The organism is Rhodococcus sp. NPDC055024 (assembly GCF_053608585.1).
This window is the reverse complement of sequence record NZ_JBSGVT010000011.1, coordinates 40194-57098: the sequence shown is the minus strand read 5'-3', so window position 1 is coordinate 57098 and position 16905 is coordinate 40194. Positions and strand designations below refer to the sequence as shown.

The window sequence follows — 16905 nt, the reverse complement described above, 5'->3', positions numbered from 1 at the left end:
ACATCGCCGATCTTGAGGACGGGATCGCATCCGATGACAGTGGTCACCTCGGAAGGACGGTTACACCGACCACGCCATATCGCCTGATCCCGAGTCTTTACCCGCTTCGGCTGAGGCGTGAGCGGAACCGCTGTCCGTGATGCCGAATGCTGTTCGCGCGAATGCGACAACTTGGCGGTATGTAGGTCGGCCCGTTCTGGGGAGGGGGCTCGATTGCACGTTGCTGTGGGTTGTCGGGTGGGGGGAAGCCTGGATCGGTAGTGCCTACATGTGCAGGAGGCCCCGGTGATTTATCGGCGTACGAGTGTTGGCTTGGACGTGCCTGCGCTCTCGGTAGTGGCGTGCGCGATTGACGGTCAGACGGGTGAAATGCTCGAACAACGATTATGTCCGGATCACGGCAAAATTCTCAGCTGGTTGTGTTCGCTGCCGCGCCCGGTGAAAGTGGTCTACGAGGCTGGACCGACCGGATTTGGTCTGTGCCGAGCCGTGATTCAGTCAGGTGTGAGTGTGTGGTGGTCGCGCCGTCAAAACTGCAGAGACCTGCTGGTGACCGGGTCAAGACCGATGCTCGTGACGCCTTGCATCTGGCAAGGTTGCTCTGGTTGGACGAGATTGTCGAGGTTACTGTTCCGTCGGTGGAACAGGAGGCGGCCCGTGATCTGGTCTGTGCCCGTGAGGATGCTCGTGGGGATCTGATGCGATGCCGACATCGCTTGTCGAAACTTCTTCTGCGGCAGGGAATTGTCTATTCCGGTGGTGCAGCGTGGACCGGTGCGCACGATCTGTGGCCGTGTAGTCGGCAGGTTCGACCAGTCTCCGTTGCAAGCGACATTCGACTCGAACTACGAGCCGATGCTGCTGACCCGAGCCGCCGTGACCGACTCGATGCGGCGATCGAGGAGATGGTGGAGAACAGTCCCTACACTCCAACGGTGCGCCGGTTGGAATGTTTACGCGGAATTTCGACGTTGACCAGATTCGGGTTGGCGGTCGAGATCGGCGACTGGCAGCGATTTTCGGGGCAATCACCGCCTGCATCATCGGTGGGAGCAGTTCACCGCCCGTAAGAAGCGTCCGGTGATCGCGAATGTCGCCGTCGCCCGAAAACTCGCGGGATGGTGCTGGTCGTTGGCGGTCGTCGACGACCAGCACCTGAGGTGGTCCCTTTCCCCTAGATTTCGGTCGGTAAACACCGTTACGGTGTGGTGGCAGCCGTTACTGAGGGTGATCGAGACCTTACGGCAGCCTGGAATCACCCATCACAACAACGTAGGGAAGGCGAGCTCATTGTGGGAGTTCTGGGCGGATCGGCGATCGCGTCACTAGTCGAACGCTCCTCCCGCATCGTGAGGCTCGGGCACGAACGACTGCCGGTGCAGTCCGGCTCCCTCATCGCCGGCGTCCGTCACCTGTCGCATCGCTGCGCGGAACATTGGCCCGGGATCAAGCGCCAAGATGGTCGGACACGGCGTTCATCACCGCGACCAACTTTGTAGACGCGGGCGCCTTGACAGTGCGGCGGTAACGAGAAAACCAATAGTCTACTCCGCCAATACTTCCCGAGTGGCGTCTATAGGCAAGCGCACAGCATCGATAAAATCTTGACGGTGGGAAGGACGCCCAGACCTCGAGAATCGCTCGACTGGGACACCCTTGCCGAGCGCTTGAGTGCTTTTCTGGAAGTCTCTTAATCGTGAAGGTTGCGACGACTGCTGGAATCCCAGCCGATACCGGAAAGCTGTGCCTATGCGCGATCAAGGACAGGATTCTTGAAACCGCTACGTGTATTCGAACAAGATCGTCGGATACACGATCCGACGAGGGCGTCGCTGGCGGTGAACGCCCTCCATCAGCGGCGTTCGCTGCCTAGAGGTGTGGTTCGCTTCCATGCGATGACGGCGATCTCGTGATGTTGCAAACTTTGTGCGAGCTACTCCATGATCAAGTCACAGCTACCTGAGGGTAATCGCGTAGTGCTCGGCGGGTCAGCGCCAGGATGCGAAGTGTTGGGGCGTTCCCACTCGATGCATCCTGGCGCCTCGTGAACATCGGCACGTCAGCCTTGTGCAAGGTCCCTGGGATCGAGCTCGTTCACCGTGATGTGCTGCAGTATTTCGTTGCTGGTTCCGTACTTCTCCAGTATGGGAAGGTACGCGCCGCTGTCGACGAGCACTTGCATTGCGGCCTGGACAGCGGCTTTAAGCTGGTCGTCACCCTTTCGGACCCCGAATCCGACTGGAGAGTACACAGCGCCGCCGATCCCCTTGTGATCGATGACTGATTCGAATGTCGTACCCTGCTCGACGGTCAACGCGACGTAGTTAGTGACGCTCGAGGCCTGGGGGAAAGCATCGGCCTCGCCAGACTTCACCGCGAGAATCGCGGCGGGTTGGTCCCGGTATTCACGCCACGCGATGAGAGGCTTGCCCTGAGGTTTGCAGGTGTCCTCGTTTCGCGCTTCGATGAGGTCGAACTGGGTGCTGCCAGCTACCACGGCGACAGTTCTGCCACAAAGGTCCTCGGTTCCGCTGATGCCTTTGGGGTTTCCCTTCGCGATCAAGATTCCGTAGGGCACTTTCCCGACGAGAATGAAATCGGCGGCTTCCGTTCGTGTGGGAGTCGGGACCAGATTCCCTGTGATGTCGGTACGTCCAGAGTTCAGCGATGGAACAACCGACGTGAATGGCAGCGGCGTGAACTCTGCGCGCAGTCCGGCGAGTGCGGCTACTGCGGACAGTGTGTCGTAGTCGGTCCCTTCTGCGACTTTGTTGGCGACAAGCATCGCGGCGGGAGGGCTTGGCGCGCTCAGGCCGACCCGAAGCACTCCACTCTCCAACATGGACTCGGGGAAGAGTGCGCGGATTTCCGGCTTCATTTCGACAGTCGCGTCCTTCGTTCCCGAGTCGGATCCAGCTAATTCGGGGGATCCGCATGACGCGGCGAGGAGCATTGCTGCAACCGCAAGTCCGGCTCGAACGCCGCCGCGGGAAACGTATCTTTTATTCAACGACCTTCACTCCTTGGAGGAATCGGCGCGGGGGCTCACACGAATTTTCGTTCGGAACCTGCGATCCATTCGTTGCCGAGCGGTCCGCCGCTTGTTGGGTGGTGGAGACTCTACTCGAAGATTTGCGACCGTCAACCCCACGCAATAGATTTGATCTAGAGGTATCTCGCTGTCGCCCGTCGCTGAATGAGTCAAGGGGTCGGTCAGGGTGGTTGGCCACGCGCCTCGACGGCCGACATGCTGGGAGTCTGTTGTCACTTCGCCGACTGTGAATCACTGTGTTCGAGGAAATGAAGTGAAGAATGCTTCCACCTCGTCGCGGAGCGGCGCACGACTTGTTGGTATGTCGCGGGGTCTTGTCGATCGTAAGAGAAACGACTTAGACTGCTGAGGCGTCGGCCGGGAGAATCTCGAGATCTCGGCCTGAGAGGGCACCGCCCAGCGGCCTCCGGGCCCGCGCGGAGGGTGTTTGCGATGTTTCAGAGCTGGATCGACCGGTGAAGGACAGAAGCGCGTTGCGCTTATCTCTCACAAGCGCATCTTGCCGCGCTGCGTGGACAGTAACCCTGCATGCTCGGAAAACCCGATCTATTTTTACGTCGCTGGAGGAATAAATGGCTGCACCAACAGCTCTACTCAGCTCGCAGTTCGAGCGGTTTGGGGAACCAGTACCTACGCTCAAACATCGGACGAACTACGCGCACTGGATGGGGGTGGCGGTCTTCGCCCTCGTGGTGGGAGCTGTCGGATACTCGCTCGTGACCAACGAGAACCTGGAAATTCCAGTGATCGCCGAGTATCTGTTCGACAAGTCGATCCTAATGGGAGTTGTGACGACCCTGGAGCTAACCGCGATCTGTATGGTCACCGGATTGCTTGGTGGCCTTGTTTTCGCACTTATGCGTACGTCCTCGAATCGAGTGCTTTCGACGATCTCGTTGATTTATGTGTGGATCTTTCGCTCGATTCCGCCCATCGTCCAGCTCATATTCTGGGCCTTCTTCGCTGCGCTGTACCCCCGGCTCGAGGTAGGAATTCCTCTTACCGGCATCAAGCTGTTCTCCGCGGACACTAATGCACTGATATCACCCTTCATGGCGGCGGTTATCGGCTTCACCTTTATCCAGATTGCTTACCTCGCGGAGGTCATTCGAGGGGGTCTCGCGAGCGTCGACCCCGGTCAATACATGGCGGCACGTGCGATCGGTATGGGTAGGGGACTCACTCTCCGCGAGATCATTCTTCCTCAGGCCATGCCGTCGGCGGTCCCAGCGTTGGGAAACAATCTCATCGATCTTGTCAAGGGTACCGCGCTGGTTTCCGTAATCGGTGGCACAGACTTGATGACGAAGGTTCAGCACGTCTATAGCCAAACCTTCCAGGTAATTCCACTTCTCTGCGTTGCAGCTATCTGGTATCTGGTGATCACGGGCATCATCACAATCGGGCTCGCGGCAATCGAACGACATTACGGCAGGGGCGCAGCGACACAGCGACCGCTGAAGTCACCGAAGGCGACGAATGTATGACGACGGCCCGAATCACCTCAATCCACACCACAAGGAGCGACATGATAAACGCGGACATCGCGGCAGCCGGACCTTCGAAACTGGACGACGTGGGATCTGCAGCTCCAAGTCGAGTAATCGTGGCAGACAGGATCTCGAAGTCTTATGGGCACAACGAGGTCTTGAAAGGAATTAGCCTTTCGGTGGAACGAGGGAAGACGCTGTGCTTGATCGGACCCTCTGGGTCGGGTAAATCCACGGCTCTTCGTTGTTTGAATCAGCTCGAAACAATTGATTCGGGACGAATATTTTTCAACGGGAGAATGCTGGGGTACCGAGAGGAAAACGGACACCTCATTAAACTTCGGGAATCGGAGGTCAACAGGCAGCGTGCCGACATCGGTATGGTTTTCCAGCACTTCAATCTCTTCCCTCACATGACCGTGCTTGAAAATATCACGCTCGGTCCCACACGGGTAAAGGGTGTCCCGCATGAAGAGGCGAAAGTGCGTGCGAGAGACCTCTTAAAGCAGGTCGGCCTTCCGGACAAGGCCGACGCCTACCCATCGTCTCTCTCTGGTGGTCAGCAACAGAGAATCGCCATCGCGCGCGGCCTCGCGATGGAACCTGAATTGATGCTCTTTGATGAACCTACTTCGGCATTGGACCCAGAGTTGGTCGGCGAGGTTCTCCGTGTGATGCGGCAACTGTCGGAAGACGGAATGACGATGGTGGTTGTTACCCACGAAATGGCGTTTGCGCGAGAAGTCGCCGATGAGATCGTGTTCATGTCCGACGGTGTTGTGGTCGAGCAGGGACCGCCGAGTGAGGTGTTCGGAAACCCTCAGCACCAACGAACGCAGTCCTTCCTTGAGCGGTTCCTCTAGCGGATCTCTAAACCTCTACGGCCTTGGGTTCGCCGATGGCTCCGTCGTCCAATCCTTTCGCTGAAGAGGCATCTCGGTGGCCCGCAGCGTAGGTGATCCACCGGACAATCCATCGTGCAGTTGTGACTGTCGCGCCGCAGGCATATGACTAACGCAGTACTTGTCGGACAGATGTGCAACGAACGGGTGTTGAGGGAGGCGGTGCCGATCGTCGACTCGTTTTCGGGGCCCATGAAGCGATCAAGCCTAGAGTTCGATCGGAGTTGATCAGCCCCGCCTCGCGCTGTTCTCGTCAAGTGTGTCGCGTTGCCTGAAGGTGGCATGTAGATCAAAAATGTTGGTTCAGTTCACCTTTGAAACGGACCGGGCTTGACTCCAGGGCGAGACATGCGCGCCTGGTCGTGGTTCGGGAATCCAACTCTTATCCACCCCCAGGCCCGGCGTCGGTGGCCGAGCCTTTTCCGACGCGATCCGTCGCGCCGCAACGACTTTCAGTGCTCACCCCTCATTGATGTGCCGTATCTCTTGCGGTCGTCAGTTAGACGCGTTATTCTCGTTCTGGGTCGGCCGGGTTCGGTTGGACGTTGTTTTCAACTCCGTCGTCGTCCGATCAACAGGCGTGGCGTACTGATTCATCGATGTATATCGCGAAGGGTATGAACGACTAGTGATTTCTCGACAAGCTTTCCATTGCGCACTTACATTGACGACTCGTGCTGAAACTGATCGGCGAGAGATCGGCGCCCATTGGCGCCTTGCGGGCAAATGATTCTCTATTGCGGCCACATGGTCCGCTGACTGAACGACGACTCGAGCATTCGGCAACCAGGCCGATATGCTGCAGGCAGCAGAGATGGGAAAGTATGGACATCGATCTGGTCATCGAAAACGGATGTGTCGTCACCGTGAACCCGGAACGAGAAATCCTGCGGTCCGCATCAATTGCGATCAATGGCGGCGTCATCACTGAGATCGGTGATGCTGCCGAGCTGCGCGAGAAGTACCGGCCCACTAGCCGCATCGACGCCTCCGGGAAGCTGGTGCTCCCCGGATTCATCGATTCGCACAATCATCCGAGTCATTTCCTTAGCCAGGGATTTTCGGACGATGCCCCACTTTATTGGCGGCTCTCGAACCGTATCTGGCCATTCGAGCGTGCGATCTCACACGACGAGGCTTACAGCGGATCGTTGGGAACATTCGCCTCAATGCTGCTCATGGGGACGACTTGCTTTGTTGATCCGGGTGGGAGCGCTCCGGAGGCTGTCATCACGGCAGCGCGAGATATCGGCATCAGGGGGTTGGTCGCGCAGTCTGCTCAGGATCGAGGCACGGACTCCCTACCGATTCCTGATGAGTACAGGATGTCAGCAGACGAAGCGGTCGCTTCAAGCTTGGACTTCTACTCGAAGTGGAATGGCTCTGAGGACGACCGACTTCGTGTCAGCTTCTCGCTTCGGGACGCCCAGACCACCTCCGATGCGCTGTGTCAGCGGATGACGGAGGTGGCACGCGAGCGTTCGACCATCGTACAGATGCACCTGATTACCAATCGAGAAGTCGATGAGAAGAGTCGCGCGATCTGGGGTCTGAGCTCGTTCGAAAGACTTGACAAACTGGAGATGCTCAGCGGAAACATTTCCTTGGTGCATCTCGGCCATGTCAGCCTCGAAGAAGCCTCCCGTTTGGCGGAGACAGAGACGAGAGTTGTCCATTGCCCGTCAGCGAGCATGCTGGGCGGCATGGGTGCCATTGGTTCGGGTGGGTTCTTGAAAATGTTCAATGCCGGCGTCCTCGTCAGCATCGGCACCGATGCAGCGGCTGTAAGTCGATTTCTGGACATGATTCGCGTTATGTATCTGGCTGCGACTGTGCATAAGGACATCGCGGTGGATCCGCTTGCCGTGGGGGCACACAGGGCACTTGAGATGGCCACCATCGACGGTGCACGCGCCATCCACCAAGAACACCGGATTGGGTCGTTGGAGGTTGGCAAGCAGGCCGATATCGTGGTCCTCGACACCGACGGGCCATCGTGGCAACCCGATCCGTTTTTTGATCCAGTGTCGAACCTCGTATACTCCGCCGATGCCTCCAGCGTCAGGGACGTTGTCGTACAGGGAAATGTCTTGGTCCAGAATCGGAAACTCGTGCATATGAACGAGATTGGCATTTGGAATGATGCCCTCAAGGCGCGGCGCAGTGTCATGAACCGTGCTGGGATTGAACTTACCCCGAAGTGGTTTATTCGATAAGCGATCTAATTTGTGCTCAACAAGAAAACAAGACGTACTCGTCGTCTACTTCCGTTCACCTTCACGAAAGGTTCTGGTATGAACACCTCGCCTAATTTCATCGAGGCCGGAGTCTTCCTGCCCACCAAGAGCAGTGGTTGGATTCACTCCGTTAACGTACCGCACACGCCCGGCACGTACGAGCACGTTCGCGATGTTGCCGTTCTCGCGGAGAACCTGGGATTCGACTTCATTCTCAGCCCCGCGAACTGGCGCGGGCGCAAGGGCCCCTCCCGCAATTCTCAGGAGTCTCTGGAATCGCTAACTGCATCGGCGGGGTTGCTCCAAGCGACGAGCCGGATCAGCGTGTGGGGCACCGCTCACGCGACTGTTTTCCCGCCGGCGATTATTGCCAAGATGCTTTCCACGCTCGATCAGATCGGCCCGGGTCGGGTCGGCCTCAACGTCGTCACCGGTGGTAGCAAGACGGACCTCGCGCATCTAGGTATGTGGAACGACGTACTGAATCACGACGAGAAGTACGATCTCGCCGAGGAGTGGATCACCGTCATCAAGGGTTTGTGGACGAAGGAAGTTCTCGACCATGCCGGTTCCTACTTCTCGACCGAAGGCGCGACCATGGGCCCGAAGCCCTCCAAGATGCCGACGCTCATCAACGCCGGTGCATCGACGCGCGGGTTGCGCTTCGCTGCGGAGAACTGCAATGTTGCCTTCGTCGCTGCCGGCGACGATCCCAAGGCCATCGAGACGGCACGAAATGTCAAGGTAGTTGCAGAGTCTGTTGGGCGCCCAGAGCTTCGATGCTACGGTGTCATCTCGCTCATTCCAGGTGAGACGGACGCCGACGCGCAGGCTCGGATGGAGCACCTTGAGGCAGGTGCGGATCGTGAATCTCTCCAGGACGTGAAGTCCGGTTACGAGCAGAACAAGGACTTCTCGAAGCTCAGCGCAGCCTCGCTTGCTGTCGCAGGGGGAGAGAAGATGAGCCCGGTTCTTCCTGGGACGCTCATCGGCTCGTACGAGACGCTCGCTGAGCGGATTGCGTACGTGGTTAAAGAAGGAAGGATGGACGGAATCCTGTTGACCGTCCCCGACTACATTTCCGATCTCGAAGCTGTTGCTACTCGCACAATTCCGCTGCTTCCTGAATTTGGTGTCACTACGAACTTCGCCGCGCGTACCCCCGTAACGGCGCAGTGAGGCCCCAATGAAGTCAACCGTGGTAGTCGGAAATCCTAGGCCCAGCTCACGCACTCTCGATGCTGCACTTTTGGTTGCGGCTTCCCTAACGGGATCGCAGCCTACCTCGGTGGTCGACGTGATCACCCTCGGCCCCGCTCTCCTCGGCTGGGGTGATGAAACTGTGGCCGCTGCTGTGGATGTCGTCTCTTCATCCGATCTGGTGGTCTTCGCCAGCCCCACTTTCAAGGCAACATATACGGGTGTTCTGAAACTGTTCCTGGACAAGTTTGCGGGCGGTGAAGGACTGCGTGATGTGACGGCGGTGCCGGTCATGCTCGGTGCGGGGCCAGCCCACGCGATGGCTCCCGACGTGCTTCTCAAGCCGGTACTCGTTGAAATAGGGGCCACTTGCCCGGCCCCTGGTCTGTATTTACTTGACTCGAGTTACAACACCGACACCCGGATCGCGGATTACGCGGAGCGCTGGGGTTCGGTCGTTCGGTCGACTGTGGGAGCGAAGGAATCATGACAATCGACATTTTCGACAGCGCTTCACTACGTGGCGCGTTCTCGCAAATTCCGTCCAGTGTGGTCGCCGTGTGCGGACACGATGGCCGAGCACCTATAGGAATGGTCGTTAGCACATTCGTACCGGTTTCACTAAACCCACCGCTTGTTTCGATCAGTGTGCAAAACACTTCGTCGACGTGGCCACGGCTTGCTGCGCTGTCGCAGATAGGGATAAGTGTGCTGAGTTCAGAACATCGCGAGGTCGCCCGTGCTCTGGCTTCGAAGGATATGGACCGGTTTACAGGTATCGAAACTGAGGTGCACGGCAACGGCGCCCTGTTCATATCAGGCTGTGGCCTTCGGCTGGATGTCTCTGTTGAACGTGAAGTGGAAGCCGGCGACCATGCTGTCGTACTTCTACGCGTCGACAAGATAATCGACGTGGGCGGGCCGACAGCGAAACCAATCATATTTCACGGCAGTAAGTTCAGGAATCTCGCCTAGCACACAGACGTCTGCGTGGGGCATGCCCCACGCAGACGTCAATAGGTCGCCCAAACAGGAGCGGTGTTTGGGCCATGAGGACCCAGGACAGGTGGGTGGAAATCTCGAATGCAGAAACCCGGGAGACGGAAATGGACACGGTTACGATTACTGCCACCGACCTCGAAGTTCTTTCCCGGAAGGTGAAGCAGGTGCGGCAGGAGCACCGGGGAGTCAGCGTCCAAGTTTATATAGCTGCAGCGATTGCCCGCGAGGTGTCGGTTGCCCGGTCCTGCCTGGTGGCTGGCAAGGTGGCTGTTCCAACCGACGTGATCCGGTACGTGGGGACTCCTCGGGGACTGGTCGGCTTGCTCAATGACATGCACACGTTGAGCCTCGCCGACAGCGTAATTATCAGGCCGTTACTGTCCATGCCTGAGGGCGATGACCTGTTCAGTTCTGACGTTCTCCCGCTGATGAGGGCACATTTACCCCAATTTGAGGTCCTACTGGTAGACGGCAAGGCTTGACTAGCAGACGCCCACCAACCGCGATCAGGGCTTCGTACTGTCGGAACTTCTGTAACGCTGAAAAACGGACGTAACTTGGCCCTTCCGTCGGGCACCTCACGGTATTTGTTGCCGCTCTGCTCGACTCGCTTCTCTTGATCAACGGTGCGCAGGCGACGGGTTTCGAGTAAGGAGGCAGCGCGCCTTTAGTGCACACGTCAATACCGATACTGCAGCGCGATCGTCGCCGCAAATACCTCAACGAACTGATGTTTACGGAGTGTCGACGTTCAGGACTCCGTAGTTTGGATCGGAGTGAAACTTTTTGCGGGACATATTGTCCTACAACGTCTATGGCGTAGGGGGTGGCCTAAATCCGATTGGATTTCGAGAGACTGCCGGTGGGCGGAGGCATACCGCGGCCTACATTTCTAATCCGGGGCGGACAATGGTGAAGTAGCTACCCGCTCATGTTCGTCGGACCGTCGTCGAGCTAGCCAACCGATGCGTCAACCGAGTGCAGTTCCGAACGAAAACCCGTATGGGTGCGGGCTAGAAAAGAGTTGTCGACCGTCGACGCACGCTCACGACGCGAGATGGGCTGCGCAATTTTTTCGGCGGTTGACGCGCAGCGGATACCGAGTGGCGTGAAGTCAGTGCCAGCAAGTGGGCAAAATTAACCGGCGGTGCACACTCGATATTTTTTGATAGTTTCGAATGGACGATGGCTACACGGACAAGGCGTAACCGAATCCGTGTAGCCCCGAGCGAAGCCGTGGGTGTGAAACCCACGTCATTTGTCCGAAGTGGTCGGACAAATGACGTTAATCTTCACCAACCGCCACTCACCGGAACCAGGGCGCCGCTCATGTAGGACGACGCGTCACTCAGAAGAAACTTGACCATCGAACCGACTTCATTGGGCTGGGCAGGTCGCCTCAACGGAATCGATGAGAAGTCGCCTTCTGGGTCTTTGTTTTCTGTCGAGAGGTTCACCCAGCCGACACACACGGCGTTGATGCGGATTCCCTGCGGGCCGAATTCGGCGGCGAAGTGCCGAACCAACCCATTTGTTCCCCAACGGCTTACGGTGTAGTCGATGCCCGCGTATGCGCTGTGATCGAAGCCTGCTGTGGATCCGACGACAACGATGCTCGACGAATTTGTCATTTTCGGCAACGCACGGCTGATGATCACGAAAAGGCTAGTGAGATTGTAATTGAGGGTGCGTCGCCATTGAGTGGACGTCATCGAGTCGATGGCGCCTGGATCACCGATACGATGTGCAAGGACGAGGCCGTCGATAGGTCCCTCGACTGCGTCGACAGCGCGTGCGAGCGCCTCGTGGTCGGTCATATCGACGATGATGTCATTGGGCGCGGACCGTTCGGAATCGATGTTGATGACATCGTCGAATTTGTCTGTCAGTCCGGCAGCGATCGCGGCACCTATGATGTCCGAACGGCCGGTCATGAGAAGGCGAGGCACAGTATCTCCAGGTAAAGTAGTTGTCGGGTGGGGTTCGGGTGACGGGCTACAGCCAGCCGCCGGTTACCGGGATGATCGCCCCGGTAATGTAGGAGGCCTCATCACTTAAGAGGTATTGGACCGCACCTGCGACTTCCCGTGACTCTGCACCTCGACCCAGCGGAATCATCGAGAAGTGGGCCTCGTACTCCTCATCGGTCCACGCCTCACGGCCCGTCGGATTGTCCACGAATCCAGGGCAAACCGAGTTGATCCGTATTCCTTGTGGACCAAGTTCGTGAGCCAAGTGACGCACCATACCGTTCACGCCCCACTTGCTGACGGTGTAGTGAACGCCATTGGTGGGGCTTCGGTCCATGCCGGCCGTGGACCCAATGATCACAATGCTCGCATTCTCGGCGAGCTTGGGAATGAGCTCGCGAATGGTCACGAAAATGCTTGTGAGATTGACGTTTAGCAGGTATTCCCAGTCGGCTGGCGAGATGGTCGCTGCCGTGCCGGGCCTGCCGATGCCGTGAGCAAAGACGACAGAGTCGATAGGGCCTTCCACTTTGCTGAGTGCTGCGACGAGCGCGTCGTCGTCGGTGAAGTCCGCGACGATGTCATCCGGGGCGAACTGCTCGTGACTCAAAGATACGACCTCGTCGTATGTGCCTTCGAGTGCAGCGTTGATGCCAGATCCGATGCTCCCGGATCGGCCGGTCATGAATAACCGAGCCACTGATTACGTCCTTTCCGCCCGTATCGCCGATTCTGACGTAGCGATACGCCTGTTGTGGGTTCGTGTCGATTGACAGATCTGAAGTTATCCGTATCTGTTGCGACCGTCAAGAGGACGCGATAGATGTTCCGGCGGGGGCGTGACAACATGCCATCCATCGCGTATCTTTGACGATCGACACAGAAAGGCGTCAACGCACAGCGGACGTCCGGCCGATTCGTGCATCTGTTAACTACGAGGAGTCATTGGCATCATGAGCCTTCGCAGGATCGATCCGTTGTTGGAACCGTTCGATATCAGGAATATTCGTCTGCGCAACCGAGTTGTGAGCACGTCCCATGAACCCGCCTACTCGGAGGGGGGGTTGCCGCTTTCCCGCTATCGCGCTTACCACGTTGAAAAGGCGAAAGGCGGCATAGGGATGACGATGATCGGCGGTGGTGCCATAGTGGCTCCCGACAGCCCACCTTCCTTTGGGAACCTTGCCCTATATCGCGACGAAATCGTGAAGCCCATGGCGGAACTCGTTGATGCCGTCCATGAGCAAGGTGCGGCGGTCATGTGTCAGGTCACTCACCTCGGACGCAGGACTTCGTCCTATGGCAACGACTGGCTCCCCGCGCTGGCGCCGTCTATGGTCCGCGAGCCAGCGAATCGCGCCTTTCCTAAGGTGGCCGAAGGATGGGATATCGCCCGGATCATCGACGCTTACGCGTCGGCTGCCGAACGTTGCAAGGCGGCTGGGCTCGACGGGGTCGAACTTGAGGCGTATGGGCATCTTCTCGATGCATTCTGGTCGCCGCTGACAAATCGCCGCGATGATGAGTGGGGTGGGGATCGCGAACGACGGCTACGCTTCCCGCTCGCGGTCATTCGCGCTGTCAGGGCCGCAGTCGGCCCGGACTTCGTCGTCGGCATCCGGATGTCGGTCGACGAGGATGCAGAAGGCGGAATCGACCTGCTTCAAGGCATTGAGATCGCGCAGCGAGTAGTTGCCGAAGGTATCGACTTCATCAGTGTCATCAAGGGATCTATCGGGAGTCATCTGGCTCAATCGAAGGTGATCCCTCCGATGGGCACTCTGACGGCACCGCACTTGCAGGTAGCCGGTGAAGTGCGTAAGGCGGTCTCGGTCCCCATACTCCACGCTGCGCGAATCGCCGATGTAGCTACCGCGCGGCATGCGATTAACGATGGGCTGGTCGACCTTGTCGGCATGATGCGCGCCAATGTTGCAGACCCGTATCTGATGCGAAAAGTTGCTGCGGGAGAAGAAGATACAATTCGTCCCTGTGTTGGTGCAAGCTACTGCATCGACTCCGGATACAGTGCCGAACATGCGATGCTCTGCATCCACAACGTCTCCGTCGGGCGCGAAGAATCTCTTCCGCATGTTGTTGACAAGGTTCCCCACCGAAGACGAGCCGTCATTGTCGGCGGTGGGCCCGGTGGACTCGAAGCGGCGAGAGTGCTAGCGGAACGCGGGCACTCTGTGGTCCTGTTCGAAGCCTCCGACGAGTGGGGTGGCCAACTCCGTATCGCCTCACAGGCGCCTCGACGCGGTGATCTGATAGGGATCGTTGATTGGCGAATCGCTGAGTGCAAACGACTCAGAGTGGACATGCGACTCGGCCAGTACGCAGAAGTCGACGACGTTCTGGCCGAGTCGCCGGACATCGTTGTGATCGCCACAGGCGGCGTTCCCAACATAGACTTTCTGCCGACGGGGTCACACCTGGTATCTGACACCTGGGACGTGCTTACCGGTAGTGTCCGCCAGGGTGGGAGTGTTCTGGTCTACGACGATAACGGAACCTACCCTGCTCTCGACGCTGCGGAGTACTTGCTCCGAGGAGGGAGTGCCGTTACCTACGTCACCGCCGACCGTACCTTCGCGGCGGAAGTGGGAGGGGTGAACTATCCAGGATATATCGCCGAGTTCGACAAGCGCGAAGTGAATGTCGTATTTAACACCCGTCTGGTTGGGGCGACGCGGAGCGAGGGGCGCGTCGTTGCGCATCTGTACAACGAGTACTCCGGCCGGCACTCCGACGTCCTCGTCGACAATGTGGTTGTCGAACATGGCACATCTCCCGTCGACGATCTGTACTTCGATCTGCTGGAGGGGTCGAGCAATCAGGGTGAGGTCGACCTGGAAGCGTTGGCGCGTGGGGGCGAGCAAACGATCAGACGCAACGAGAGTGGCAGGTACCAACTTTTTCGTGTGGGCGATGCAGTGGCGAGCCGGAATGTTCATGCCGCAATGCTCGATGCTTACCGAATCGCGCTCGCGGTCTGATGCTCGAGCCGTGCAGGTCCGGACACGGAATCTGCTTGCACGGCTCGAGTATTGTTCCCCTGTGACGAGCGGTGATCGATCGATATACTCACGACCATGACGCAGCCAGGCGCGAATCAGCCATCTCACCCAATCGAGTATCCACCCCGTGCTCTCATCGTCACCATTTTCGGACTGCACGCGCGTGAAATCGGCGGATGGATCAGCATCTCCAACCTTGTGAAGATGATGGCTGCGCTGGCCGTCGATGAGCGAGCAGTCCGCTCTGCGATTTCTCGCCTCAAGCGCCGAGGTCTGCTGCTCCCCGCCTCAATGGAGGGAATAGCAGGTTACACGGTCACCGAGGAATCAAACCGGGTATTCGTCGAGGGCGACAGACGGATTTTCGACCGTCCACGCGCGGTCTCGACCGACAACTGGTTGCTGGTCGTTTTCAGTGTGCCCGAGTCTAAGCGTGATGAGCGGTATCAGATCCGGTCGCGACTGACTTGGCTCGGATTCGGAACGGTCAGTTCGGGTGTTTGGATCGCTCCGCGCAATGTCGAGTCCGAAACCCGTTCAATGCTTAAGAATTCCGGGTTGGAGAAGTACGTCAACCTCTTCAGCGCCGACTACTTGGGATTGCGTCCAGAACCCGAACAGGTCACGCAATGGTGGGATCTGGATGCATTTGAAACGATGTACAGCGACTTCATTAGCGTGTTCCGTCCGGTTCTCGCCCGCTGGCGTCGACGACGAACCCGAGATCCGGCTGCTGCGTTTGCTGATTTCGTTCGGATCCGCACCCATCTGTGCACCGTGCCCTACCTGGATCCGGGACTGCCACCAGAACTCTTGCCCAATGGATGGCTAGGGGTTCAAGCGAATGAGCTTTTCAGCGAGCTATCAACGCGTCTGGAGCCCGCCGCCATGGAATTCGCTTGGGAAATTTGCGAAGGCAGTCGACAACCGCACGAGATGGTTAACGCCACGTAGCCTCGTCGGTCGCAAGGCTCGCCGGGAAACTAGGTGTTGTCGGTATGAGCGTTGCTGACGCGGGACTGAAGTAGGCGGGTTGGTCCTCTGCGTACGAATGGGAGTGTTCGGCTTTTGGCGAGGATTTGGTCGGTGGTTTTCGTCCAGACGAACGGCTGCGCCCGCGGATTCCATCCGTTGATAAAGTCCCGAATCTTGGTGGTGAGTTCGCGGACGTTGCGGAATGCGCCGCGGTGGATGGCTTGGCGTTCGATGAACCCGAACCAGACTTCGACGAGGTTCATCTACGATGCCGAGGTCGGGGTGAAGTGGACGTGGATTCGCGGGTTCGCTGCCAACCAGTCCCGCACTTCCTGCTTTTTGCGGGTGGCGTAGTTGTCCATCACGAGGTGCAGTTCCTGGTCTGGATATGCCCGCGCAGCGTGTTGAGGAACACCAGAAACTCCTGGTGACGGTGCCGGGGCCGGCAAATCCCGGTGACCTTCCCGGTCGCGATCTCCAACGTAGCGAACAAGGTGGTCGTGCCGTGACGGACGTAGTCGTGGGTTTGCATCTCGGGGATCCTGATCTGCATCGGCAACGTCGGCGCGGTCCGATCCAACGCTTGGATTTTGCGATTTTTCGTCCACGCACAGCACGATCGCGTTCTCCGGTGGCTCCAGGTACAAGCCGACGATGTCGGTGACCTTCGCGATCAACTCCGGATCGATGGAAAACTTGAATGTTTTACTGCAGCCAAGGCTGCACACCGTACTCACGCCATGCCTCCGCGACAGTGCTGTTGCTGATCTTGAGTCGATCGGCCAGCAGTCGGGTGCTCCAATGGGTCAAGTATCGCGAACCCAACTGTCTAAGTATTTATCCCACGCCGCACTAGCGTTGTTGGGGACGCGATCAAGTGGACTGGACCTGCTCAGCCAATCGTCAGATGAATGGGTGTGGACAGGGGTACTTTGCTGACCCGGTACCGCTTTACAAACACCAGCGGCAATGTGCAGATTTGAACTGGTATATCAGTCGGCGCCCTGCTCGCACAATCTAGGTGCATTTAATGCTCTGAATGTGCGAGTGGGAGCGA

General features: G+C 58.1%; 12 protein-coding genes and 2 pseudogenes. 10 read left to right on the top strand and 4 right to left on the bottom strand.

All coding sequences use genetic code 11. The annotated features are described in order from the left end of the window. Nucleotides 1-285 precede the first annotated feature (285 nt). Nucleotides 286-1149 (top strand): annotated as a pseudogene (locus ACWF6P_RS22075) (IS110 family transposase); the annotation flags it as partial. Between the two features lie 910 nt (nt 1150-2059). Here the strand turns inward: ACWF6P_RS22075 and ACWF6P_RS22070 are convergent. Further along, nucleotides 2060-3010, bottom strand: a complete 951-nt coding sequence (locus tag ACWF6P_RS22070) for a transporter substrate-binding domain-containing protein (protein ID WP_452622462.1) — start codon at nt 3008-3010, stop codon at nt 2060-2062. A 614-nt stretch (nt 3011-3624) separates the two neighbouring features. Between ACWF6P_RS22070 and ACWF6P_RS22065 the strand changes: the two genes are divergently transcribed. The 7 genes from ACWF6P_RS22065 to ACWF6P_RS22035 all read left to right on the top strand — a co-directional run bounded on the left by ACWF6P_RS22065 (nt 3625) and on the right by ACWF6P_RS22035 (nt 10365). Next, nucleotides 3625-4539: an amino acid ABC transporter permease gene (locus ACWF6P_RS22065; RefSeq protein WP_452622461.1), complete on the top strand. Its 915-nt coding sequence runs from the start codon at nt 3625-3627 to the stop codon at nt 4537-4539. Between the two features lie 80 nt (nt 4540-4619). After that, nucleotides 4620-5405: an amino acid ABC transporter ATP-binding protein gene (locus ACWF6P_RS22060; protein WP_452622619.1), complete on the top strand. Its 786-nt coding sequence runs from the start codon at nt 4620-4622 to the stop codon at nt 5403-5405. A gap of 863 nt (nt 5406-6268) precedes the next feature. Next, complete coding sequence (locus ACWF6P_RS22055) at nt 6269-7660, top strand: amidohydrolase family protein (RefSeq protein ID WP_452622460.1); 1392 nt, start codon at nt 6269-6271, stop codon at nt 7658-7660. 78 nt (nt 7661-7738) lie between these two features. Then, on the top strand, nt 7739-8860 hold the full coding sequence (locus tag ACWF6P_RS22050) for an LLM class flavin-dependent oxidoreductase (protein WP_452622459.1): 1122 nt from the start codon (nt 7739-7741) through the stop codon (nt 8858-8860). A 7-nt stretch (nt 8861-8867) separates the two neighbouring features. Further along, nucleotides 8868-9371 carry an NADPH-dependent FMN reductase gene (locus ACWF6P_RS22045; protein WP_452622458.1) on the top strand — a complete coding sequence of 168 codons (504 nt, stop codon included), beginning with the start codon at nt 8868-8870 and terminating at the stop codon, nt 9369-9371. Next, nucleotides 9368-9856, top strand: a complete 489-nt coding sequence (locus ACWF6P_RS22040; protein ID WP_452622457.1) for a flavin reductase family protein — start codon at nt 9368-9370, stop codon at nt 9854-9856. Before ACWF6P_RS22045 ends, ACWF6P_RS22040 begins: the two co-directional genes overlap by 4 nt. Nucleotides 9857-9951: 95 nt before the next feature. Next, on the top strand, nt 9952-10365 hold the full coding sequence (locus ACWF6P_RS22035) for a hypothetical protein (RefSeq protein WP_452622456.1): 414 nt from the start codon (nt 9952-9954) through the stop codon (nt 10363-10365). An 810-nt stretch (nt 10366-11175) separates the two neighbouring features. Here the strand turns inward: ACWF6P_RS22035 and ACWF6P_RS22030 are convergent. Beyond that, nucleotides 11176-11832 (bottom strand): SDR family NAD(P)-dependent oxidoreductase, encoded by a 657-nt coding sequence (locus ACWF6P_RS22030; protein WP_452622455.1) that lies wholly within the window; start codon nt 11830-11832, stop codon nt 11176-11178. Nucleotides 11833-11878: 46 nt separating this feature from the next. After that, entirely contained in the window at nt 11879-12538 is a 660-nt protein-coding gene (locus ACWF6P_RS22025; protein WP_452622454.1) for an SDR family NAD(P)-dependent oxidoreductase, read from the bottom strand. Nucleotides 12539-12830: 292 nt separating this feature from the next. Here ACWF6P_RS22025 and ACWF6P_RS22020 point away from each other — a divergent pair, with 292 nt between their 5' ends. Both ACWF6P_RS22020 and ACWF6P_RS22015 read left to right on the top strand, forming a co-directional pair. Further along, a complete protein-coding gene (locus tag ACWF6P_RS22020; RefSeq protein WP_452622453.1) occupies nt 12831-14852 on the top strand; it encodes an oxidoreductase in 2022 nt (673 codons plus the stop codon). A gap of 96 nt (nt 14853-14948) precedes the next feature. Then, nucleotides 14949-15827, top strand: a complete 879-nt coding sequence (locus ACWF6P_RS22015; protein WP_452622452.1) for a PaaX family transcriptional regulator — start codon at nt 14949-14951, stop codon at nt 15825-15827. 29 nt (nt 15828-15856) lie between these two features. Here the strand turns inward: ACWF6P_RS22015 and ACWF6P_RS22010 are convergent. Further along, nucleotides 15857-16658 (bottom strand): annotated as a pseudogene (locus ACWF6P_RS22010) (IS630 family transposase); the annotation flags it as partial. Nucleotides 16659-16905 lie beyond the last annotated feature (247 nt).